Raw genomic sequence first — 22,402 nt, 5'->3', positions numbered from 1 at the left:
GAGAGGAAGGAGCGTTGCGCTGGGGCTTTCTGCAGCGCCCTTGCCCGCTCACCATCGCAGGACTCGCTGCAAGTCCGTCCATGTGCGCTCCTTGGCGGCATCCATGCCGCCAAGTGGCCCGCGGGCGGCGAGGGCACCTCTCACCCGACACACCAGGCTTTCGACTTGAGGCATCTGACGACATAGACGCGCCGCTACGAGATTCCCGTTGTCTCGTGAGGTGCCGAACAGTCAGGTCGATTGCCCGCTCCAACGCCTGCATCACCCACCATCAATAGGAACGCCTAGCCGCAGCAGGTGCCCAGGGGCACCCCGGGTAGGTGGCCCCATCCATGGCGTTTGTTAAGCTCGGTCTTTGTGTCCACCAAGGCCTGACCAGATGACAGCATCCCCAGCCACGCGCCGCCCGGGTCTGCCCCTGCATTGGAAGATGGGCATTGGCTTCGCCGTTGGCCTGTTGTTGGGTCTGGCTGTTTACTACCTGGCCGGCAGCGACGCCGACTGGGTGCGTCTGGTGACCAAGTACGTCACCACGCCGTTTTCGCAGATCTTCCTCAATCTGATCTTCATGCTGATCGTGCCGTTGCTGTTTTCGGCGCTGGTCATGGGCATTTCCGAGATGGGCGACATCCGCGCCCTCGGGCGGGTGGGGTGGCGCACGCTGGGCTATACCGTGGTGCTGTCCGGTGTGGCGGTGCTGCTGGGGCTGGTGCTGGTCAACGTGCTCAAGCCCGGTGCGGGCGTGGACCCGCAACTGGCCAATCAGCTGATCCAGGAAAACGCCGAGCGGACGCGCGAGATCATTTCCAGCTCCGGCACCCAGCCGCAGGGCATGGACATGCTGTTGTCGATCGTGCCCAGCAACGTGATTGCGGCAGCGTCCAGCAATGGCGCGATCTTGTCGCTGATGTTTTTTGCGGTGATGTTCGGTGTGGGCATGGTGCTGACCGCCGATGAAAAAGTCGCCACGCTGCGGCGCGGCATCGAGGGCATCTTCGAAATTTCGATGACCTTGATCGGGCTGGTGATCCGCCTGGCGCCGTATGCGGTGGCCTGCTTCATGTTCAACCTGGCGGCGTTGTTCGGCTTCGATCTGCTGGTCCGCCTGGGCGCTTACGTGGGCGTGGTGGTGCTGGCGCTGGGCCTGCACATGGTGGTGAGTTACGGGCTGGCGGTGAAATTCGCCGGGCGCTCGCCGCTGGGCTTTTTCCGCCAGACCCAGGAAGCGACGGTGATGGCGTTCTCGACCGCCTCCAGCAACGCCACCCTGCCCACCGCCCTGCGCGTGGCCGACGAGATGGGTCTGCCGCCGCGGGTGTCGCGTTTCGTGCTGACCGTCGGTGCCACTGCCAACCAGAACGGCACGGCGCTCTTCGAAGGCGTGACGGTGATCTTCCTGGCGCAGTTCTTCAATGTGGATCTGAGCCTGGGCCAGCAATTCATGGTGATGCTGGTCTGCATCCTGGGCGGGATTGGTACCGCCGGCGTGCCGTCCGGCTCGCTGCCGGTGGTGGCGCTGATCTGCGCGATGGTCGGGGTCAACCCGGTCGGCATCGGCATGATCCTGGGCGTCAATCACTTCCTGGACATGTGCCGTACGGCGCTGAACGTGACCGGGGATCTGGCGCTGACGACCTTGGTGGCCAAGGGCGAGGAATAGGGAATCGGGAATCGTTAAAGAAAGCAGGCTGTTGCGGGCGTTTAGTGTGAGGGTCAGCCTTGCCGCACCGGTGCGGTGGCTGGCGCGCGGGTAATCGCATCGACCCAGCGGCAACACTGCATCCGATTCTCCATTCCCGACCCGCGATGCACGTAACGCGCTGTGTGGGAGAATAAGCGTCTCCGCTTCCTGCGGTGTTCCCCTCCGCTTCCATAGACGCCCATGACCCAGCCCACCCGCCGCCAGCTGGCCAACGCCATCCGTTTTCTCGCCGCAGATGCGGTCGAAGCCGCCAAGTCCGGCCATCCCGGCATGCCCATGGGCATGGCCGATATCGCCGAAGTGCTGTGGAACGATTATTTCCGGCACAACCCGAACAACCCGCAGTGGTTCAACCGCGACCGGTTCGTGCTGTCCAACGGCCACGGCTCGATGCTGCAGTACGCGCTGCTGCACCTGTCCGGCTACGACCTGCCGATCGAGCAGCTCAAGCAGTTCCGTCAGTTGCACAGCAAGACCGCCGGCCACCCCGAGCGCAGCGAAACTCCGGGCGTGGAGACCACCACCGGCCCGCTGGGGCAGGGCTTTGCCAACGCCGTGGGCTTCGCACTGGCCGAAAAGTTGCTGGCGCAGCGGTACAACCGGCCTGAGCTGGAAATCGTCGATCACCGCACCTGGGTGTTCATGGGCGACGGCTGCCTGATGGAAGGCATTTCGCACGAAGCCGCCTCGCTGGCCGGGACCTGGGGCCTGGGCAAGCTGGTGGCGTTCTGGGACAACAACCAGATCTCCATCGACGGCAACACCGCCGGCTGGTTCAGCGACGACACCCCGGCGCGTTTCGAAGCCTATGGCTGGCACGTGATCCGCGATGTGGACGGGCATGATGCCGACAAGATCAAGGCGGCGATTGAAGCGGCGCTGGAAAACAGCGACAAGCCGACCCTGATCTGCTGCCGCACCAAGATCGGCTTCGGTGCACCGACCAAGGCCGGCAAGGAATCCTCGCACGGCGCGCCGCTGGGCAAGGAAGAACTCGAGGGCGCCCGCAAGGCGCTGGAGTGGCCGTACGGCCCGTTCGAAATTCCCGAAGAAATCTACGCCGGCTGGCGCGCAGGTGGCACCGGCACGCTGCGTCAGGCCGAGTGGGAGCAGCTGTTCGACAAGTATGGCAAGCAGTACGCAGCCGAAGCTGCCGAACTGGCCCGTCGCTCGCACGCCGAGCTGCCGGCCGACTTCATCGCCCAGGCCGATGCCTACATCGCCAAGGCGCAGGAAGACGGCCAGACCATCGCCTCGCGCAAGGCCTCGCAGCTGGCGATCGAAGCGTTCGCGCCGCTGCTGCCCGAGTTGATCGGCGGTTCGGCCGATCTGGCGCATTCCAACCTGACCTTGTGGAAGGCCAGCAAGTCGGTGGCCACCGACGACCCGGATGCCAACTACGTCTACTACGGCGTGCGCGAGTTCGGCATGACCGCCATCGCCAATGGCCTGGCGCTGCATGGCGGCTTCATTCCCTTCGATGCCACCTTCCTGGTGTTCAGCGACTACGCGCGCAACGGCGTGCGCATGAGCGCGTTGAATCCGGCCCATGCCATCCACGTGTACACCCACGACTCGATCGGCCTGGGCGAGGACGGCCCGACCCATCAGCCGGTGGAGCACCTGGCCTCGCTGCGCTACATCCCCAACAACGATGTGTGGCGCCCCGGCGACGCGGTGGAATCGGCGGTGAGCTGGAAGGCCGCCATCACCCGCAAGGACGGCCCAAGCTGCCTGGTGTTCAGCCGCCAGAACCTGCAGCACCAGCCGCGCAGCGCCGAGCAGCTCAAGCTGATCGAGCGCGGTGGCTACGTGCTGGCCGAGGCCGAAGGCGGCACGCCGGACGTGATCCTGATCGCCACCGGTTCGGAAGTGGGTCTGGCGGTGGAAGCCAAGAAGACGCTGGATGCGGCCGGTGTGAAGACACGCGTGGTGTCGATGCCGTCCACCGACGTGTTCGATCGCCAGGACGCGGCCTATCGCGAATCGGTGCTGCCGAACGCGGTGCGCAAGCGCGTGGCGGTGGAAGCGGGCGTGACCGGCTTCTGGCGCAAGTACGTCGGCCTGGATGGCGATGTGGTCGGTATGGATACCTTCGGTGCGTCGGCCCCGGCCGATCAGCTGTACGCGTACTTCAAGATCACTGCCGAGCATGTAGTGGCGGCAGCCAAGGCGCTGTAAGACCTGGCGTATTGCGTTAAAGAAAAAGCCGGCGAAAGCCGGCTTTTTTGTTGAATCTCGTGAGCGATGCGCGGTGCGTCATCGTTCAACGGAAGCGTGGCGTGCTTCAGTGCGCGTCGTTGGCGAGCGCCGAGGCGCGGATCCCGGTCAGCACCTTCAACTGCGCGTCCATCATCGGCGGGTTGGGATCGTGACCGGTCCGTGGCAGCAGTAGGAACTCTTTAGTCGGGGCGGACAGACCATCGAAATAAGCTTTGCTGATCTGGGCTGGTGTGACCAGATCCTGTTCGCCCTGGATCAGGTAGACCGGCATGGCGAACTGCGGCCCGAGTTTGCGCAGGTCGATCTGCGGGCCCATGCCATCGCCTGCCAGTCCGACGAACTGCAGGAAGGAATAGTCTTCTCCGCCCTCATAGGCTGCACGGTAGTCGGGCGTGTCGTATTCCGCTGCGAAGGTGAACCAGTCTTCCGGTGCCGGGTCGGTACTCAAGGCTTCGTACTTGCGCGTCAGGCGCCTCAGGACTCCGAAGTTGCGCGGGTTGGTCCATGGCGGCGGGCCGATCGTCTCCAGCTTGCCGATCGCGTCCGCATCGCTGGCTGCGCGGGCCAGGCTCAGCGTCTTGGCGTAACTGGCCGCCATATCGTCCTGATAATCGACCAGTTGTGCGGTGCCGACATAGGCGTGGAACAGGTTGGGATTTGCCTTGGCGATGTTGACGGACAGTGCCGAGCCCCACGATCCACCCATCAGGATGAGCTTGGATTTGCCCAGCCGTTGCGTGGCATAGCGCGCGACCGCGCTACCGTCCTGGGTCAGCCGCTGCATCGTCAGCGTCTCGCCGTCGGCAGGTTTGCTTGCCGCGTAGGTCTTGCCAGAGCCGCGTTGATCCCACTGCACGATGGTGAAGTCGCGCGTCCAGCTGCCGAACAGGCGATGCGCGAACGGCGTGTTGGGGTTGCCCGGCCCGCCATGGACGATCAGCACCACCGGATTGCGGCAGTCCTGACCTTCGATCGTGACCCATTGCTGGATGCCTCCGATCTGGACAAGACCTGCCTCGTGCAGGGCGTTGCCGGGGACCCGGCAAGCGTCACTCAACGGCGGTTTTTCTGACTCCGCAGCGCTCACTGCTGGCGTGCACAACAGCAGTAGAGCGACAGCTATTCAGCATTTCTTCATGTGATCCCCGTCGCATTGCGTTCCGTCATTACGTCAGCCACCTGTTCAGCAGCTCGCGCTTCGAGTGTCGCGGCTATGCGCGTTCGGCTGCAATGGCTGCGGTCAGACCGGGAGTTGCGCAATGCCCCTTTCAGCCAGGTAGCGCTCGCTTGTGTCAAGCAAGTGCTAAAAACATGTCAATCCAGCTATTTAAAATGTGAATCATTCCCATTAAAATGGTGCGCTGCCGCGATCTCGTGGCACGTCCTTCCCATGTTTACCGCCGCCTCCGCGTGGCGGCTTGCCCTCGACTGTCTGCGCCGGAGCTGTGATGAATCGTCCTACCGTAATGCGTCTTCTTCCCATTGGGCTGCGCCCGCGCGCGCTGTCGCATGCGGTGTTCGCCGCGCTGTGCACCTTGTCGGCAGGCCAGGCCATGGCCGAAACCCCGGCCGGCGAAGCCGACGTCACCACCCTGGACCGGCTGAACGTGCAGGGCGAGCAGGTCAAGGGCTATACGGTGGAAAAGACCACGGCCGGTACGCGCATGAACCTGTCGCTGCGCGAGATCCCGCAGTCGGTCAGCGTGGTCACGCGCGAGCGCATGGACGACCAGAACCTGCAGAGCATCACCGATGTGCTCAACAACGTCTCCGGCATCTCGGTGGCGCAGAGCGACAGCGAGCGACTGGAGTTCTACGCGCGCGGTTTCTACATCGACAACTACCAGTTCGATGGCATCCCGGCGTACATGGAGCAGGCCTGGAGCTATGGCGACTCGGCGCTGGACGTGGCGCTGTACGACCGCGTGGAAGTGGTACGCGGCGCCACCGGCCTGTTGACCGGCTCGGGCAACCCGTCGGCCTCGATCAACCTGGTGCGCAAGCATGCGGTGAGCCGCGACTTCACCGGCACCGTGTCGGTGGGCGGTGGCGACTTCAACAAGACCCGCAGCGTGGCCGATGTCACCGTGCCGCTGAGCCCTGAAGGCACCGTGCGTGCGCGCGTGGTCGGTGTGTATCAGGACGGCGAATCGGACATGGAGCGCTACAACCTGCGCAAGAAGATCGGCTCGGCGATCATCGATGCCGACCTCACCGATAGCACCTTGTTGAGCGTGGGTTACGAGTACCAGAAGAAGGAATCGGACGACGTCACCTGGGGCGGCTTCCCGCTGTTCTACAGCGATGGCACCCGCACCAACTACGACCGTTCGTTCAATCCGGCCGCCGACTGGACGTTCTGGGACACGCGCCTGCAGCGTACCTTCGCCAGTCTGCAACAGAGCTTCGACAACGGTTGGACCCTCAAGGCCAACGTCAGCCATGAGAAGACCGAAGCGTCAAATCACCTGTTCTATCCGTACTACACGATCTTCGGCTTCGACCGCACCACCGGCGCTGGCGTGGTGCCGTATTCGGGCAACTACCAGACCGAGCGCAAGGCCGATGGCGCCGATGTCTACGCCGAAGGCCCGTTCCAGCTGTTCGGCCGCGAGCATCAGCTGGTGGCCGGCGCCAGCTACAACCGCCGCGAGTACGTCAACAACGGGACCTTCGATTTCCCGGCGCCGTTGGACAGCTACCTCGGCTGGAACGGCGCCTACCCGGAGCCCAACTGGAGCCCGCGCACGGTGCAGAGCGACGGCACCATCAAGCAGAAGGCCGCCTACGTGGCCGCACGCTTCTCGCTGGCCGATCCGCTGACGCTGCTGGTAGGCGCGCGCTATACCGATTGGCAGATCGATGGCCGCAACGTCGATGCGGCGCAGGGGCTTGTGCCGTTCTCCGATAGCCAGACCGAAGTCACGCCGTATGCCGGTCTGGTCTATGACATCAACGATGTGTGGTCGACCTACGTCAGCTACACCGAAATCTTCAATCCGCAGACCTTGCGCGATGCCAATGGCGGCTACCTCGACCCGCTGAGCGGCAAGGGCTACGAAGCCGGCGTCAAGGCAGCGTGGTTCGACGACCAGCTCAATGCCTCGCTGGCGCTGTTCCGCATCGAGCAGGACAACCTGGGCGTGGCCACCGGCGGCTTCGTGCCGGGCAGCAGCGAGTCTGCATTCGAGGCCGCCAACGGCGTGGTCAGCGAAGGCTTCGATTTCGAGCTTTCCGGTCGTGTGATCGCTGGCTGGAATGCGACGTTCGGTGCCTCGCACTACACCGCCCGCGATGACAGCGGCACGTCGATCAATACGCATCTGCCGCGCACCACCATCAAGCTATTCAACAGCTACACCCCGCAGGGGGCATGGAGCGACTTGACCGTGGGTGGCGGTGTCAACTGGCAGAACCGTTCGTACTACGTGGACCCGGTATACGGCACGTTCCAGCAGAGTGCCTACGCCTTGGTCAGTGCTTTCGCCCGCTACCGTCTGTCGCCGCAGTTCTCGGTGCAGCTCAATGTCGACAACCTGCTCGACAAGCGCTACTACGCGCAGTTCAACGGTGGCTATGGCGCATGGGGCGCCTCGCGCAACGGCATGCTGACTTTTAACTACACGTTCTGATTGAGAACGACATCGGGCGTTGTGACGCCTGAAGTGATTGGTACATGGCACAGGCATCTTGCGAAAGATGTCTGTGCTTTTTTGTGTGTGCCTGGCACAGAGCGGTTTGCAGATATCGCGTACCAGCCTTGTCAGTGACGCTCATCGCGCGATCACTGCAGCTCAAGGATATGCAGGTGTGTTGCTTTGAGACAGCGTGCTGTGTTGTCGAAACAACGGCTGTGCGACGCTCCTGCTCTGAACGACGCTGCGCGTGCGCTAGGAGAACCGCAATACTGGCGTTCGCTGTGCATGACTCCCGTGGCCGCGCAGCAGGCTGTGCTGATGCGCGTGTGGCTTATTGCGATAGTGGCTGCAGATGCAGTGCCATCACCTCTGCAACCCAATCCATGAAGGCGCGTACGCGCTGCGGCAGATGGCGGCGTTGCGCATAGAGCAACGTGACCGGCATCGGCTCGGGTGCCAGCTCGGCCAGCACTTCGATCAGGGCGCCGCTGTCCAGATGCGGGCGCAACGGGCTGGCCGGCGCCTGGATGATGCCCAGTCCGGCCAACGCGGCCGCCAGGTACGCATCGCCATTGTTCACCGTCACCGGGCCGCGCATCGGCAACACCTGATAGCTCTGGCCGTCGCGATATTCGAAGCCGGGCGAGCGTTGCCCGAGCGTCGGCACGTAATGCACCAGATCGTGCTGCGCCAGATCGTCCAGGCGCGTCGGCATGCCGCGGCGGGCAAGATAATCGGCGCTGGCGCAACTGACGATGCCAAACGCGCCCAGCGGGCGTGCGACCAGGCTGGTGTCTTCCAGCGTGCCCACGCGCAGCACGCAGTCGAATCCCTCGCGTACCACATCCACGCGGCGGTCGGTGCCGCTGATCTCCACTTCCAGCTGTGGGTGTCGTGCCAGAAACGCGGGCAAGGCGGGGATCACGAAGTTGCGCGCGATGCCGGCGGACATGTCCACGCGCAGGCGACCGCGCAGCTGCCCATGCTCGCGCTGAAACATCGCGTGCAACTCGTCCATGTCGTCGAGCAGGTCGCGACTGCGCTGATAGAACGCCGCGCCGTCGCCGGTGAGTTGAACGCGCCGCGTGGTGCGATGCAGGAGCTGGGTGCCGAGCGACGCCTCGAGCCGCTGCACGGCGGTGGAGACGCTGGCCTTGGGCAAGCCGAGCGTCTCGGCGGCGCGGGTGAAACTGCCCAGTTCGGCAACGCGCAGGAAGGCGCGCAACGATTCCGTGGTGTCCATCGATTGGTCGATTATCTTGAACGGTGCAATCAGCGTGAGCCGATTTATGCAGGGCGGCAAGCGCAATAGGCTGGGCCACACCCACTTATGGAGCGTGCCGATGTCGACCACCACCACACCCATCACCTTGATCACCGGCGGTAGTCGTGGCCTGGGCCGCAACGCCGCGCTTGCGCTCGCTGCCGAAGGCAACGATCTCGTGCTGACCTACCGCAGCCAGGCCGGCGAAGCCGCCGCCGTGGTGGCCGAGATCCAGGCGCTGGGCCGTCGCGCGCATGCGTTGCTGCTGGATGTCGCGCAGGCCGATACTTTCCCCGCATTCGTCGCACAGCTGAAGGACGTGTTGGCCGATTGGGGGCGCTCGCAGTTCGATGCGCTGGTCAACAACGCCGGTACCGGATTGCATGCGGCCATTGCCGACACCACGCCCGCGCAGTTCGATGCGCTGGTCGATATCCATCTCAAGGGGCCGTACTTTTTGACCCAGGCGTTGCTGCCGCTGATCGCCGATGGCGGCCGCATCCTCAACGTGTCCAGTGGCCTTGCACGTTTTGCGCTGCCGGGTTCGTCGGCCTACGCGATGATGAAGGGCGGGGTGGAAGTGTTCACCCGCTATCTTGCAAAAGAGTTGGGCGCACGCGGCATTCGTGCCAATACGCTGGCGCCGGGTGCCATCGAAACCGACTTCAATGGCGGCAGCGTCCGCGACAACGCGCAGGTCAACGCGATGGTGTCCTCGGTCACCGCATTGGGCCGCCCCGGGCTGCCGGACGATATCGGACCGGTCGTGGCGGCGCTGCTGGCGCCGGGCACCGGTTGGATCAATGCGCAGCGTATCGAGGTATCGGGTGGGATGCTGATCTGATCTGTCAGGCAGTACGGCGATGCGGCTGGACGGCATCGCCGTCTGCAGGTCACCGCTCGATCGTGGGCACGATGACAGTGCGTTGCTACGCTTGCCGCAGGTTGCGGCGTCGCCTACTGCAGGGGCTGATCGCCATGCAGGATGGGGTAGGGGTTCAACGCCTCGCCCTTCCACCACTGCTTTTCCGGGCCCAGGCGATGGATCTCGAAGTGCAGATGCGGTGCGGCCGGATCGGCATTGCCGGTGCTGCCGACGTAGCCGATGACCTGGCCACGTTTGATGGATTGTTTTTCGGCCAGGCCATCGGCGTAGCGTTGCAGATGCGCGTAGTAATAGCAGTACGTGCCGCCGGGCTCGAACTGATACACGGTCAGGCCGCCGCGGTCGCTGGTGAAGAGCTTTTCCACCGTACCGTCGGCAACTGCCACAACCGGTGTGCCGGTGGGGGCAAGAATGTCGATGGCATCGTGTACGCGGCCTTCGCTGCGCGCATCGGTGAAGGTGTCCTGCAACTGGTTGGCACCGATACCCTGCACCGGAATCAGCAGGGCGCTGCCTGGTACCGCGCCATCAGCCGTTGGCGCTGGTGTCGACGCCACCGGCGTGTTGGTTGGCGCCGCGTCGGTTGCTGGCGCTGCGGCAACCGGTGGTGTCGCCGCAGGTGCCGGAGCAGGCGCTGCCATGCGTGCGGCACCTGCTGCATTGCTGTCTGCCGCCATTGCTGAAGTACTGGACGGCTGCTCAACTTTTGCTTCCGGCGCCGTGCGTTCCAGCCACCAATAGCCGCCTGCACCGATCGCCACCCCTGCAACCAGAATCATCAGCAGTTTCATGCTTACTCCTGCATCACCACCGGGACCGACGGGCCGACCACGCTGGCCAAGTTGACCACGTCCCAATTGGTCAGACGCACGCAACCATGGGATTCGGTCTTGCCGACATGGCCGGGCTCCGGCGTACCGTGCAGGCCGTAATGCGGTTTGGACAGGTCGATCCACACGCGGCCAACCGGGTTGTTCGGGCCAGACGGCAACGTCGCCTTTTGATCGCCCTTTTTCGCGTCCCAGAACAGTTTGGGGTTGTACTTGAACACCGGGTCGCGCGAGATGCCCAGGATCTTCCAGCGGCCGATCGGCAACGGATCGTGCTTGCTGCCCGACGACACCGGGAACTGCGCATAGACCTTGCCGTCGGCATCGAACAGGCGCAACGTCGAGTCGGATTTGTCCACGACCAACTTGGCAGGCTTGGCCAGCGGGGCGACGCCGTCGATGTTGGGAACCTGGATCGCGTTGCCGGCCTTGCTCAGATCCACGCCGGGGTTGAGTTGGCGCAGCAGCGCAGGGTCGACATGGAAGCGCTCGCCCAGCGATTCATCCACCGAGACGTAGCCGAGCGAAGGCAGCTTGGCCTGTTCGGCCGGGCCCTTGGGAATCGCCTGGAACGGGCCGGCAACGTCGGCACCGGTGAGCGTGTACTGCACCAGCGCCGGTGTGTTGTCGGCCTGCAATGCCTGCCAGGTGGCGTCGTCCAGTTCGCCCGTCACCTTGATATTGTGTGCGGCCTGGAATCCGGAGACCGCGCGCTTCTGATTCGAGCCACGTTCGCCATCGATCTGGCCCGGGGAAAAATGCGCGCGGTCCAGCAGCACCTGCGCATGCAGATCCGAGCGTGCGCCGGTGGCGACGGCCTTTGCGGCGGGCGTTGCGGTCGACGCAGATGCGGCAGCAGGCGCAGGTTGCTGTGCCTGTGCCAGCGCAGACAACGAAGCGCTCAATGACAGGGCGAGCAAACAGACGCGAGCGTAAGAGCGAGGGGGCATGTGCAGATCCGCAAAGAGGCAAGCACGCACAGTGCCGCAGCGGCCTGCGTTTGCTGCGTGAAATGGCTGCACCCGGACTGACTGAGGTGCGATGGCGCTGCGGTCCTTGGTCGATGAGGGCGATGCGGTTCCGGGCTACGCGGCCGTCTGCACGACACCGCCGCGTTGCACGGGGTGTCGTGCAGGTTCGCTTGTGAGACCTCGCACCATGGATCGGAGGCCGATCGCCTGCGTCATGCGCAGACAATCGACCGATGACCTGTGCGCCCACGTGCGCGAGCACCCACCTGACCGCCTACTGCACTGGCCTGGTGGTCAGTAGGTATAGCCCACTGTCAGCAGGTACACCCGCCCGGTCTGCACGTAAGCGCCATCGGCGCCGGGATCGTAGGCCATGTAGCGATCGGACTTGCCCTGGGTTTCGTAGAACGTGGCGGCGTTGAGCAGGTTCTTGGCCGATACGCCCACGTCGACGTGGTGCGGCAGGTGATAGGTGGCGCTGAAATCCAGCGACTTGACCGGCTGCAGATAGTAATTGAGCCGGTCGGTGGTCAGCCCCAGCAATTGCAGGCCGGTGTAGTTGTAGCTCAGGTCGGCGCGCAGGTGCGTATCGTCGTAGAACAGATCCAGGTTGTAGATACGCTCCGGCGCACGCGGCAACCAGGTTTTTTCCGGTTGGTCGGCCCGTTTGCTGTCCGCTTCGCTGCGTTGCAAGGTGAGGTTGGCGGTGACGCCAAGGTTGCTCCAGATGCCCGGCAAGTCCTGCAGGCGCTTGCTGCCGGCCAGCTCCAGCCCGTACAGCGTGGCGGTGCCCCCGTTTTGCGGCATGGTCACCGGCACGCCGTTTTCGAAGGTGGTGCCGGTCGGCACCAGGCCGCCGAGTGTGTTGTCGTTACTGGTCGCCGATTGCGAGGTGTAGATGAAGCCGGTAATGCGCTTGTAGTAGGTCGAGGCGCTGAGCACGCCGCCGTTGTGGTCGTAGAACTCGGCCGACAGATCGGCGTTGTCGGCCTTGCTCGGCTGCAGATCGGGATTGGGTTTGGAAATGCCCACCACGCGCTGGGTGTCGTCGATGGAGTACACCGTCTCGCCGGAAATCAGGCCAAAGGCCGGACGGCTGAAACTGCGGCGCAGCGAGGCGCGGTAGACGGAGAGATCGTCGGGCCGATAGTTGATGCTGATACCGGGCAGGACTTGCCCATAGGTGCTGCCGGTGCCGACGAAACCGCCGCTGGTGCCGTCGCCGCTGGATTGCCAGGAATCGGCCGAATAGCGGGTCAACTCGTAGCGCACGCCGGGCAGGATGCTGACCTGGCCGATGTGCAGTGCGGCCATCGCGTAGCCCGAATAGATCGCTTCGGTGCTGGAGGTGGTGTTGGCGTTGTAGTCATTGGCGGTGTAGACGCCCGCGCCGTTGGGGTCGTCGACGTATTTGTAGGGCAGGGCTTGCGCGCGCATCCAGTTGCGGTCCAGCAGCTTGAACGGACCTGCGTAGTGCCCATCGAAGGCGTTGTAGGTGAGGCGGCCGGGGATGGCGCTCAGCGGGGGGCCGCCAGCGGTGGGGAACGCGTAATTGGGGCCACCAAAATATGGCCCGTTGGTCACGAAGTTGCCGTCCTTGTGGAAAAACGGGTGGTCGTACGCACCGCGGTCGGAGTGATCGGCAGACAGGCCGACCTTGACGCTGTCCAGCACATCGCCATCGACCTGGTAGGTGATATCGGTGTGCGCGTTGACGCGGTTGTCGTGACTGCCGGCATCGTGGCCTTGCACTTTCCACAGCAGCGACGAATCCAGGTTGTAGAAGAAGTCCTTCAACGCCGCCGAGCTGGGGCCGATGCTGGGGTAGGTCGGGTCGCTGAGGTCGAAGGCGAAGCTGCCTGGGGTATAGCCATACAGACTGGCCGAGACATAATCCGGCCGGCTGCGCGTGCCACGCCCGACCGAAGCTCCGTAGTTCAAGCGCAGACGGTCCAGCGTGGTCTGGCCGCCAAGCTGCAAAGTCGCCAGTTTCTCGTCGATGTCGTGGGTATTGAAGTAGCCGCCGCGCACCGCCGTGGGTTGGTTGCGATAGGTTTCCAGGCGTGCGCTGGATTGATCCTGTTGCCCGGTGACGCCGTAGCTGCCGTAGATGGCGCGTGCATAGAGCGCACTGTTGTCGCCTTGCCAATCGAGCGAGAGGTTGCCGCCATAGCGTTCGATCTGGCTGGTGTACAGGCTGTATTTGTAGCGCGTGCTGATCAGCGGGCCGACAGCGCGTAGATCGGTTGCATTGGCCAGTGCGGGGTCGGCCGGCACGTATTTGCTGTTGGGCGCCGGTGCCTGCGCCATGTTGTCGTTCTTGCCGTAGTAGGCCGATGCGTACAGGCCAAAGGCATGGTCGCTGCCGAATTTCCAGGCGATCTCCTGCTGGAACGTGCCGCCGGTGTCCTTGCCGCCCAGATGCGAGGCCAGCGCGTTGAGCTGGCCTTGCGCGGTGCTCTTGGCATAAAACTCCTGGTCGAAATCGAACGCGTTGGGCGTGCGCATATCGATCGCACCGCCGATGGCGTCACCGGGCATGTCGGGTGTGGGCGACTTGGACACCTGCACCGATTGGATGCCGAACGGCGCCAGCATGTTCAAGGAGATCGCGCGCGTCGACGAGTCGGTTTCCGGCATGCCGAACCCGTTGAGCGTGTATGCGTTATAGCTGGCGTCCATGCCGCGAATGCTGACGTAAGCGTTCTCGCCGGTGGTGGCCTGGCCAAGATGCATGTCGCTGTAGGACGACAGCCCCGGCATATGCGCCACCACATCGGCAATGCCGCCGGAGGGGATGGCATCGATTTGCTGCTTGCTCATCACGCTGTTGACGCTATTGGACAGACGCTGTTCGCTGAGCGAGCCCGGCGCCGCGGCCTGCGTGGCTTGCACGTTGACCGAGTCCAGCGTGGTGGTGGTCATCTCGGCGGCGCACGCAAACGAGGGTGCGGAAAGCACCACTGCAATGGCGCAGCTCAAACGGTGGAAGGGGCGGTGAAACTGCATGCTGGGGGGCTCGCGTGATGGGAAAGGGAGGCCCGAACCCGGTCAACGGGCACGGGCATAGACTGCCGACGCCTTCCATTGCGATGGGTCTGTTGCGTGGGGTGGCTTGCGCTAGCGCGCGTGGTGCTGCGCTCAGTGATGCAGGTCCACGCCGTCGCAACGCACGCCCGGACGTTGCGGATTGCAACGTGCCACGGCATCGCCATCGAAGCGCACCACGTAGCCGTTGTCGGCCGGCTCGTTGGGCGGGAAGTCGGTGCTGAGCAATTGCGCGCCGCTGGCCAGCATGGCGTCGCGCCGGGACGTGTCGTTGTGCTGTGCTTCTTTCAAGTCGGCATCGGTACGCGTACGCACCAGATAGCCGGCCTTGACCAGCTTCTTGATTTCATCGGCAGGTCCGTCGTTGCGTTCGATGAAGGCGGCATCGTCTTCGCCAGGCGCTGCATTGGTAAAGCACACGCGGCCGCGCAGCGATGGGTGGCCGGGCAGGTAGCTGGCGCCGGCAACACGTTGGTCGAGCAGGAACACCACCTTGCCGCGCGCCTGGGCCAACGACGGCCAGCCATGCGCGAGCACGCCAGCATTGAGCGTGCGCGCGCTGCCACGCACTTGATCGGGGCTGATGTATTCACCGGGTTGGAATACCGAACGTAATTCGGCATCCAGCGCGTCCATCGCCTTCGCATCGAACGGTTCGGGTTGCACGGTGGGAAACGCCAACTGGATTGGCGACTGCTTGGTTTCGAGCAGGATGAAGATCGGCACATGGTCCGGGTGCTGCTTCGACCAGGTGCGGATTTCCTGCAGGCAGGCAATCAACGGTTGGCAGTTGCTGTGCTGGTCCAGATCCTGCACATGCATGACCTTGAAGCCGGGCCTGTCCATCACCCCAATGGGCGCGCTCGCCGGTGCGGCCGGCAGGCCGGCCTTGGCGATCTGCGCAACGATGGCCGGGTGCGCGTAACGCCCGCCCTGTGCATCGGCGAAGACGTCCAGTTCGAGTTGGCGGACGCCATCGTCGAGTTGCTGCGTCAATGCGGGATGGCGGTAATCCAGCGCGGCAAACAGTGCTGGGTCGAGTTGCTTCAGCAACGCCGCTTCGCTGGGCGCAAAGCCCGCGTGGTAGCTGTTGTGGCTACCGATGTACTGCAGATCGGTGAGGCGCGGCGCAGCCTGCGCAACAAGACTGCTCAGCAATAGCACGGTAAAAATGGCGGGGCGCGGGGTATTTCTTCGCTTTGCACGCATCAACTTCGTTCTGCGATTGATACCTGACGTAACAGCAGTAAACGCGTGAAAAAGAGGCATGCAGCACAGCCAGAAAGCGATGAGGTCGCCATCATCGCGGCTCAGTTTGACGCATATCTTTCCGCTGTGTGTCCGTGATGCGTCAGGCCTTGCCGCTGTGTGTTGGTGTCGTTTGCAAATCGCGACACTTTGTTATGGAACGGCGGTCTGCCGCAGCGCATGGGTCAGGAGCCGCGCCTGCAGGCGGTCGCCCAGGCTGCTTGGCGCATCGAGTGCCATGCGTTGCAGGCAGGCCACATCGGTGGCGTTGGATGCCTCGCGTGCGAGCAGTGCGCGAGACACGGTGGCGATTTTTCCGCCAGTGCTGGAGGTTGCGCGTTTGAGCCAGCCCAATGCGGGCAGCAGACGCTGCTCTATCTCGGTGAAGTCACTGCCGAGCGGGTAATCGGGCAGGCTGCCGTCACGCCGAAATGGCGCCAGCGCCTGTTCGAGTGCCTGTGGTGTGTTGCGTTGCGCACGTACCGGCACTACCGGCGCTGTGCGTAGCTTGCGCGATTGTTTGGCCTGGGCAAGCAGGTCGTGCTGGAAGCGGACATCGCAGATGGCGGCCATTTCCAGCACGCAGTCCTGATCGGTCTTGTGGCGCAGGTCGGCGATACCGTATTCGGTGATGTACAGATCGCGCAGGTGGCGCGCAATAGTGGTGTGGCCGTAGTTCCAGCGCACGTTGCTGGCCGTGTTTGCGCCCGCCTCGCGGGTGGCGCGCAGCATCAAGGTGCTACGTGCCTGCGGCAACGCATGTGCCATCGCCACGAAGTTGTATTGCCCGCCAACGCCGGACACGATGCGGCCATCCTCCAGTCCATCGGACACCGCTGCCCCCAACGCTGTCGCCATCATGCAGGAGTTGAAGAAGCGTGCATCCTTGCGCTTCAACCGACCCAACGCTTCGTTGCCATCGTAGAGCTGATTGATCTCGCTGATGCGACGCATGCCGATCGCCGCGCGTGTCGGCGCATCCAGATCGCGCAGCCATTGATAAAGCGCAGGCGAGCCGAGATAGAACGCGCCATGCAGAAACTCGCCCTCGTCCGCCAGGCGTGCGTAATCGGTTGCGTCGGCGCTGCCATCGGCGATGCGCTGCATCAGCGGCAGATCGTCGTGCACCTTGCGCCGGATCACGCCGCTATCCACCAGTTGCTTGAAGCCTTCGTTGAGCATTTCGCTGCAACCGTACAAGCCGATGGCGAACGGCTCCAGGCCGCCGCTGGCCTGCACGGCCGGGTGGCGTTCCAGTGCCGGATCCAGTGCATGCAGCACGCGGCGATAGGTCGCGTTGTCGGTATGTCGCAGCACCAACGCATGGCTCAGCGCGTCGGCGAGCGTGCCGATGCCGATCTGCAAGGTGCCGCCATCGCGCACCAGCGTGCTGGCATACAGGCCAATGGCGTAGTCGATACTATTCACCGGCTGTCGCGGCAAACCGAACAGGTGTGGTGAGGGGCCCGGTAGATCGATGATGAGATCGAAGAACGCGGCATCCACTGCTGCGGTCCCACCCAGCCACGGCAGTTGAGGGTCCACTTCCGCCACCAGCATCGGCCGCGGCAAGCCGAGCGCCTGCACCGCATCCAGCGTGTCGTGGGTGATGTCGTTGTTGCACGATAACGACAGCCGCGTGCCGCCGGGTTCGCGCGCCACTTTTTGCACGATCAGATTGGGTGCGCGTTGCGCTACCGCTGCGGCGGCGTGCGTGTAGTTCAGACTCGTGTAGTCGGCCTGGGCCTGGGTGGAATGCAATAGCCCGCCGGACTGCATGTAGAACTCTTCCACTTGCACATGCGCGGGCAGGGCGTCGTGCAGCATGGCGTCGACATACGCAAGGCGCGGAAAATCGTCACCGAAATGGCGGGCGATGAACGGTGCGGCAAAGCGTGCTTCGAGTCCGGCACCCGGCTTGGGCGGGTTGAGCGATAACGCCGTGTAAAGGGCCAGTGGCCGCGACGGCGTGTCCTTGAGTTGCGCATATAGCGCGTTCAGCAGCCGGTGCGGCTTGCCGATGCCCAGCGGTGCGCCGACGCGCAGCGGGCCGTCGATACGTTGCAGGATGTGCGAAACCGCGGTGCTCAACTCAGTGACATGTGTGCTCATGCGCGAGAGCGTAGCCGAAAGCGTTGTCGTGCATGCACCGACAGCTGTCGGGCCAGGCCTGACACCGCGCAACGAATTACTACTGCAGAAATTACAACTCGGTAACACACGGCTCATGGTCACTTAATCGAACCAGCCCAGCATGCGCTGCATGATCATCACCGCGCCTTCCCGGTTGTACTCCCGCCCTGCATTTGCCAGTGCCAGCCTGATCGAGGTTGGGCACGCACAGCGCCAGGAGGCCGAACGCTTTATCGCTGCGGTCTATCTGCGGCGCTACGGCGCGCAGTTGCGCAGCTTTCTGCCGCAGCTGCTGGTTTACCGCGATGCGGATGGCGCACTGATGGCGGCAGTGGGGATGCGGCTCGGCAGCGCTGGTAGCTTGTTCGTGGAGCAGTATCTCGACGAACCTGCCGAGTCGGCGTTGGCTGCCCGCATGGCTGCGCCGGTGGCGCGCTCCGGGCTTGCCGAGGTGGGTAACTTTGCGGCGATCAGTTCCGGCAGTGCACGCGCACTGATTCCGCAAATGACCCACGCGCTGCACAACGCCGGCGTGCGCTGGGTGTTGTTCGCTGCGACTCGTGGCCTGCGCAATACCTTCGATCGGCTACAGCTAGGGACGGTGGTGCTGGCGCCTGCCGTGCAGTCACGCCTTCGCGACGATGACACCGACTGGGGCAGCTATTACGCCACCCAACCGCAGGTGGTATGCGGCGACGTCGCCGCCGGGCATGCATTTTTGCTGGAGCGGCAGGCGCTGCGTACCCAGGCCGCACGCCCGGGCATCGAAACGTTGCCGTACCTGATGGGAGTGGGTGCATGAGCGCACGATTTGCCCAATTGCTCGCTGAGCCACACGGGCCTGCACCGCGGGTGCTGAGCGCTACCAGTAGCCTGGGCGCGCAGACCTTGGCCGACGCGGTCGCGCGGTTGGCAGCGCGCCTGCAGACCGCCAGCCTGACGCGAGTGGCCAGTCGGCTGGACAACGGTCCGGACTGGTTGATCCTGGACCTGGCGCTACGTCTGATCGACGCCGTGCACGTGCCATTACCGACGTTCTTCTCCGATGCACAGGCACTGCATGCGCTGACCTCCAGTGGCGCGCAATGTGTGGTGACCGGTGCCGCCGCCGCCGCGCCGCCGGGGACCAGCGGTTTGCTCCCAGCGCTGCAGCAGGATGCGCTGCGCTTTTGGCGGGTGGCTGCGGTCGTCGAGCAGCCTGCACTGCCGGATGCCACTGCCTGCATCACCTACACCTCCGGCACCACCGGTCGCCCCAAGGGCGTGTGCCTGTCGGCTGACAGCTTGCTCACGGTGGCGGCGTCGCTGGTGGATGCCTCGGCTGCTATCGCACCGCGTCGGCATCTTTGCCTGATGCCGTTGTCCACCTTGCTGGAGAACGTGGCCGGGCTTTACGCGACCTTGTTGTCCGGTGCGCAGGTGGCATTGCCGTCGCTGGCGCAGATCGGTTACACCGGCGCCAGCGGTCTGGATGTGCCTACGCTGCTGCGCTGCCTGCACCAGTATCAACCCGAGAGCGTCATCCTGGTGCCGCAGTTGCTGCTCGCCCTGGTCAGCGCTGCCGAACAAGGCGTGGCCCTGCCGGCATCGTTGCGCTATATCGCCGTCGGTGGCGGGCACATCGGCCCGAGTTTGCTCGCGCGTGCAGCGGCGTTGGGGCTGCCGGTGTTCGAAGGCTACGGTCTGACCGAATGCGGCTCGGTGGTCTGTCTCAACCGGCCGGGCGCAGCGCGTGCCGGCAGTGTCGGCCAGCCCTTGGCGCACGCGCAGGTGCAGATCGTCGATGGCGAAATTCAAGTCGATGGCATGCAGGCACTTGGGTATCTGGGTGAGGACGCGCCACCACCAGGGCCGGTGCGTACCGGCGATCTGGGGCATGTGGATCAAGACGGTTTCGTGCATATCACCGGGCGTCGCAAACATGTCTTCATCACCGCGTTCGGCCGCAACGTCTCGCCCGAATGGGTAGAAAGCGAGTTGCTGCAGCATCCGTTGCTTGCGCAGGCGGTGGTGTGGGGCGAGGCACAGGCCGACAACGTCGCGGTGCTATGGCCGCGCCGGCCCGACAGCGATGACGCCGCGCTCGCCAAGGCGCTCGCCGAGGTCAATGCCGGCTTACCCGACTACGCACGCGTGGCGCGCTTCGTCCGGGCCGATGCACCTTTCAGTGCACGCGAAGGCCTGCTCACGGCCAACGGGCGCCCCCGCCGCGACGCGATCCTCGCGCGCTATCAATCTGCCGTCGATCGCAGTTACCGGTCGCCGCCTACCGTCGTCTCTCAAGGAATTTTTCCATGACGTTTTATGCATCCCTGCTGGCACAGACCCAGGCCGAACGCGAGCGCATGACCCAGGTGCCGATCATCCAGGCGGCACTGGCCGGCAACATCGCCCGCGCCGACTACGTTGCATTTCTCGGCCAGGCCTATCACCACGTGCGGCATACCGTGCCGTTGCTGATGGCCTGCGGTGCACGCCTGCCGGCGCGGCTGGAATGGCTGCGCGAGGCCATCGGTGAATACATCGAGGAGGAGATGGGGCACCAGGAGTGGATCCTGGACGATCTGGTGGCGTGCGGGCAGGCGCGCGAAGCGACCGTGCTCGCCGGCCCGTCGCTGGCCACCGAGTTGTTGGTCAGCTACGCCTACGACACCATCCAGCGCGGCAACCCCGTCGGCTTCTTCGGCATGGTGCTGGTGCTGGAAGGCACCAGCGTGGCGTTGGCCACGCGTGCGGCCAACAGCATTGCGCAGTCGCTGGAATTGCCACGCAATGCCTTCAGCTATCTGTTGTCGCATGGCGATCTGGATATCGAGCATGCCGGGTTCTTCGAGAAGCTGATGAACCGGCTCGATGACCCACTCGACCAGCAGGCGGTGGTGCATGCGGCCAAGCGTTTCTATGTGCTGTACGGCGATCTGTTTCGCACCCTGCGCAGTGCAGGCGCGCGTCTGGCGGAGGCGGCGTAATGGATCTCCACGGCAAGTGCATCATCCTGACCGGCGCCACAGGTGGCATCGGCAGCGCACTCTGTGCCGGCCTGGTCGAGGCAGGTGCAACCGTCGTTGCAGTGGGACGGACAGAGGAGACCTTACGGCGGCTGGCTGCCGCGCATTCGGCTGGGCGCGTGGTGCCGGTGGTGGCGGATCTGGCCAGCGAATCAGGCCGTGCCGTGTTGCTGGCACGTACGCATGAGATGCGCCCGGCACCGTCGGTGCTGGTGCTTGCGCATGCACAAAGCCACTTCGGATTGCTGCAGGACCAAGACCCGGCGGATCTGGCCGCATTGGTGCATCTGAATCTCACCGTGCCGATGCTGCTGGTGCAGGCGCTGTTGCCGGCCTTCGCACGCCAGCCGGATGCAGCGATGGTGGCGGTCGGCTCCACCTTCGGCAGTATCGGTTTTGCCGGTTTTGCCGGCTACAGTGCCAGCAAGTTCGGTCTGCGTGGTCTGTTCGAAGCGCTGGCGCGCGAGCATGCCGGTGGCAGCGTGCGTTTTCAGTATCTATCGCCGCGTGCCACGGCCACTGCGTTCAATCCTGCGGCGGTGGATGCGCTCAATGCGGAGCTGGGGACAGCGGTGGATCGTGCCGAGGACGTGGCCGCGGCGCTCTTGCAATCCATCGTGCGCGGCGATGCACGGCGTCAGTTGGGGTGGCCGGAAAAGCTGTTTGCCCGGCTCAACGGGCTACTGCCCGAACTGGTGGACCGCGCCTTGCGCAAACAGCTTCACCTCATCCGTCGCCATGCGCGGCCCAGCGGCACCGCCGCCACACAGGAGTTTTCGCATGAACCGCAGTTGCCGTAAGTCGCGCATCTTCAGTGCGCTGGGATTGTGCATGATCGCCGGTACCGGGTGGGCGGCCGGTCTGTCGCCGCAGGTGGCGCAACTGCAGGACCGCTGGGCGGTGATCACCTATCAACTGCCAAAACCGCAGCGGGGTGTCGCATTGGAAGCACTCGCACAGCAGTCCGATCAGGTATGCCATGCCTTGCCAGACGATGCAGATGCGTTGATCTGGGACGGCATCGTGCGCTCGAGTCTGGCTGGAGAAAAAGGCGGCCTGGGGGCGTTGGCGCAGGTCAAACGTGCGCGCAGCGATTTCGAAGAAGCGATCAAGCGCGCTCCGCGCGCGCTCGATGGCGCGGCCTACACCAGCCTGGGGGCGTTGTATTACCAGGTGCCAGGTTGGCCGATCGGCTTTGGCGACGATGCCAAGGCGCGCACGTTGCTCTATCAGGGCTTGGCGATCGACCCTGACGGACTGGACAGCAATTACTTCGTCGGTGACTTCCTGCGCGACCAGAAGGACTGGGCTGGGGCAGCAAAAGCGTTCGAAAAGGCCGCTGCCGCAGCACAACGTCAGGGCCGGCAAGTTGCCGACGCCGGCCGACGCAAGGACATTGCCGCCAAGCTGGCAGATGTGCGGGCGCAGCTTGCCAAGCAGTGAGCAGACTT

The 22,402-nt window shown here is 64.2% G+C and carries 16 protein-coding genes; 9 read left to right on the top strand and 7 right to left on the bottom strand.

Going from position 1 to position 22,402, the window contains the following annotated elements:
- Window positions 1-379: 379 nt before the first annotated feature.
- Both XpruCFBP8353_RS03730 and tkt read left to right on the top strand, forming a co-directional pair.
- Window positions 380-1,660: a dicarboxylate/amino acid:cation symporter gene (locus XpruCFBP8353_RS03730; RefSeq protein WP_207759567.1), complete on the top strand. Its 1,281-nt coding sequence runs from the start codon at window positions 380-382 to the stop codon at window positions 1,658-1,660.
- A 222-nt stretch (window positions 1,661-1,882) separates the two neighbouring features.
- Window positions 1,883-3,883, top strand: coding sequence for a transketolase (tkt, locus tag XpruCFBP8353_RS03725; protein ID WP_101361959.1), 2,001 nt, complete (start codon window positions 1,883-1,885; stop codon window positions 3,881-3,883).
- A 106-nt stretch (window positions 3,884-3,989) separates the two neighbouring features.
- On the opposite strand, the gene XpruCFBP8353_RS03720 is transcribed toward tkt, so the two are convergent.
- Complete coding sequence (locus XpruCFBP8353_RS03720) at window positions 3,990-4,982, bottom strand: alpha/beta fold hydrolase (RefSeq protein WP_101361958.1); 993 nt, start codon at window positions 4,980-4,982, stop codon at window positions 3,990-3,992.
- Window positions 4,983-5,373: 391 nt separating this feature from the next.
- On the opposite strand from XpruCFBP8353_RS03720, the gene fhuE reads away from it, so the two are divergent.
- Window positions 5,374-7,557 carry a ferric-rhodotorulic acid/ferric-coprogen receptor FhuE gene (gene fhuE / locus XpruCFBP8353_RS03715; RefSeq protein ID WP_101361957.1) on the top strand — a complete coding sequence of 728 codons (2,184 nt, stop codon included), beginning with the start codon at window positions 5,374-5,376 and terminating at the stop codon, window positions 7,555-7,557.
- A gap of 337 nt (window positions 7,558-7,894) precedes the next feature.
- On the opposite strand, the gene XpruCFBP8353_RS03710 is transcribed toward fhuE, so the two are convergent.
- The gene (locus XpruCFBP8353_RS03710; protein ID WP_162300964.1) at window positions 7,895-8,872 is read right to left on the bottom strand and encodes a LysR family transcriptional regulator; all 978 of its coding nucleotides are present in this window, start codon (window positions 8,870-8,872) and stop codon (window positions 7,895-7,897) included.
- Between the two features lie 34 nt (window positions 8,873-8,906).
- On the opposite strand from XpruCFBP8353_RS03710, the gene XpruCFBP8353_RS03705 reads away from it, so the two are divergent.
- Complete coding sequence (locus tag XpruCFBP8353_RS03705) at window positions 8,907-9,671, top strand: SDR family NAD(P)-dependent oxidoreductase (protein ID WP_101362469.1); 765 nt, start codon at window positions 8,907-8,909, stop codon at window positions 9,669-9,671.
- A gap of 113 nt (window positions 9,672-9,784) precedes the next feature.
- Here XpruCFBP8353_RS03705 and XpruCFBP8353_RS03700 read toward each other — a convergent pair whose 3' ends face one another.
- The 5 genes from XpruCFBP8353_RS03700 to XpruCFBP8353_RS03680 form a co-directional block, all read right to left on the bottom strand.
- Complete coding sequence (locus XpruCFBP8353_RS03700; RefSeq protein WP_101361955.1) at window positions 9,785-10,504, bottom strand: M23 family metallopeptidase; 720 nt, start codon at window positions 10,502-10,504, stop codon at window positions 9,785-9,787.
- Window positions 10,505-10,506: 2 nt separating this feature from the next.
- Window positions 10,507-11,436, bottom strand: coding sequence for a L,D-transpeptidase family protein (locus XpruCFBP8353_RS03695; protein WP_207759592.1), 930 nt, complete (start codon window positions 11,434-11,436; stop codon window positions 10,507-10,509).
- Between the two features lie 372 nt (window positions 11,437-11,808).
- Window positions 11,809-14,523, bottom strand: a complete 2,715-nt coding sequence (locus XpruCFBP8353_RS03690) for a TonB-dependent receptor (protein WP_101361953.1) — start codon at window positions 14,521-14,523, stop codon at window positions 11,809-11,811.
- 132 nt (window positions 14,524-14,655) lie between these two features.
- Window positions 14,656-15,831: a phosphatidylinositol-specific phospholipase C1-like protein gene (locus XpruCFBP8353_RS03685; protein ID WP_101361952.1), complete on the bottom strand. Its 1,176-nt coding sequence runs from the start codon at window positions 15,829-15,831 to the stop codon at window positions 14,656-14,658.
- A 132-nt stretch (window positions 15,832-15,963) separates the two neighbouring features.
- Window positions 15,964-17,922, bottom strand: a complete 1,959-nt coding sequence (locus tag XpruCFBP8353_RS03680) for an acetyl-CoA hydrolase/transferase C-terminal domain-containing protein (RefSeq protein WP_101361951.1) — start codon at window positions 17,920-17,922, stop codon at window positions 15,964-15,966.
- 175 nt (window positions 17,923-18,097) lie between these two features.
- On the opposite strand from XpruCFBP8353_RS03680, the gene XpruCFBP8353_RS03675 reads away from it, so the two are divergent.
- From XpruCFBP8353_RS03675 to XpruCFBP8353_RS03655, 5 genes are read left to right on the top strand one after another with little or no spacing between them, the layout of a single operon-like run.
- Entirely contained in the window at window positions 18,098-18,745 is a 648-nt protein-coding gene (locus tag XpruCFBP8353_RS03675) for a thermostable hemolysin (RefSeq protein WP_101362468.1), read from the top strand.
- Entirely contained in the window at window positions 18,742-20,241 is a 1,500-nt protein-coding gene (locus XpruCFBP8353_RS03670) for an AMP-binding protein (protein WP_101361950.1), read from the top strand. The genes XpruCFBP8353_RS03675 and XpruCFBP8353_RS03670 overlap by 4 nt, the downstream gene beginning before the upstream one ends.
- Window positions 20,238-20,912, top strand: coding sequence for a TenA family transcriptional regulator (locus tag XpruCFBP8353_RS03665; protein ID WP_101361949.1), 675 nt, complete (start codon window positions 20,238-20,240; stop codon window positions 20,910-20,912). Before XpruCFBP8353_RS03670 ends, XpruCFBP8353_RS03665 begins: the two co-directional genes overlap by 4 nt.
- Window positions 20,912-21,751, top strand: coding sequence for an SDR family oxidoreductase (locus XpruCFBP8353_RS03660; protein WP_101361948.1), 840 nt, complete (start codon window positions 20,912-20,914; stop codon window positions 21,749-21,751). Before XpruCFBP8353_RS03665 ends, XpruCFBP8353_RS03660 begins: the two co-directional genes overlap by 1 nt.
- The gene (locus XpruCFBP8353_RS03655; protein ID WP_101361947.1) at window positions 21,732-22,394 is read left to right on the top strand and encodes a tetratricopeptide repeat protein; all 663 of its coding nucleotides are present in this window, start codon (window positions 21,732-21,734) and stop codon (window positions 22,392-22,394) included. Before XpruCFBP8353_RS03660 ends, XpruCFBP8353_RS03655 begins: the two co-directional genes overlap by 20 nt.
- The last annotated feature ends 8 nt before the right edge of the window (window positions 22,395-22,402 follow it).

The sequence above is a fragment of the Xanthomonas prunicola genome, from assembly GCF_002846205.1.
In the GTDB taxonomy this organism is placed as follows: domain Bacteria; phylum Pseudomonadota; class Gammaproteobacteria; order Xanthomonadales; family Xanthomonadaceae; genus Xanthomonas; species Xanthomonas prunicola.
The sequence above is the reverse complement of the archived record's forward strand: the minus strand, read 5'-3'. Positions and strand labels throughout refer to the sequence as shown.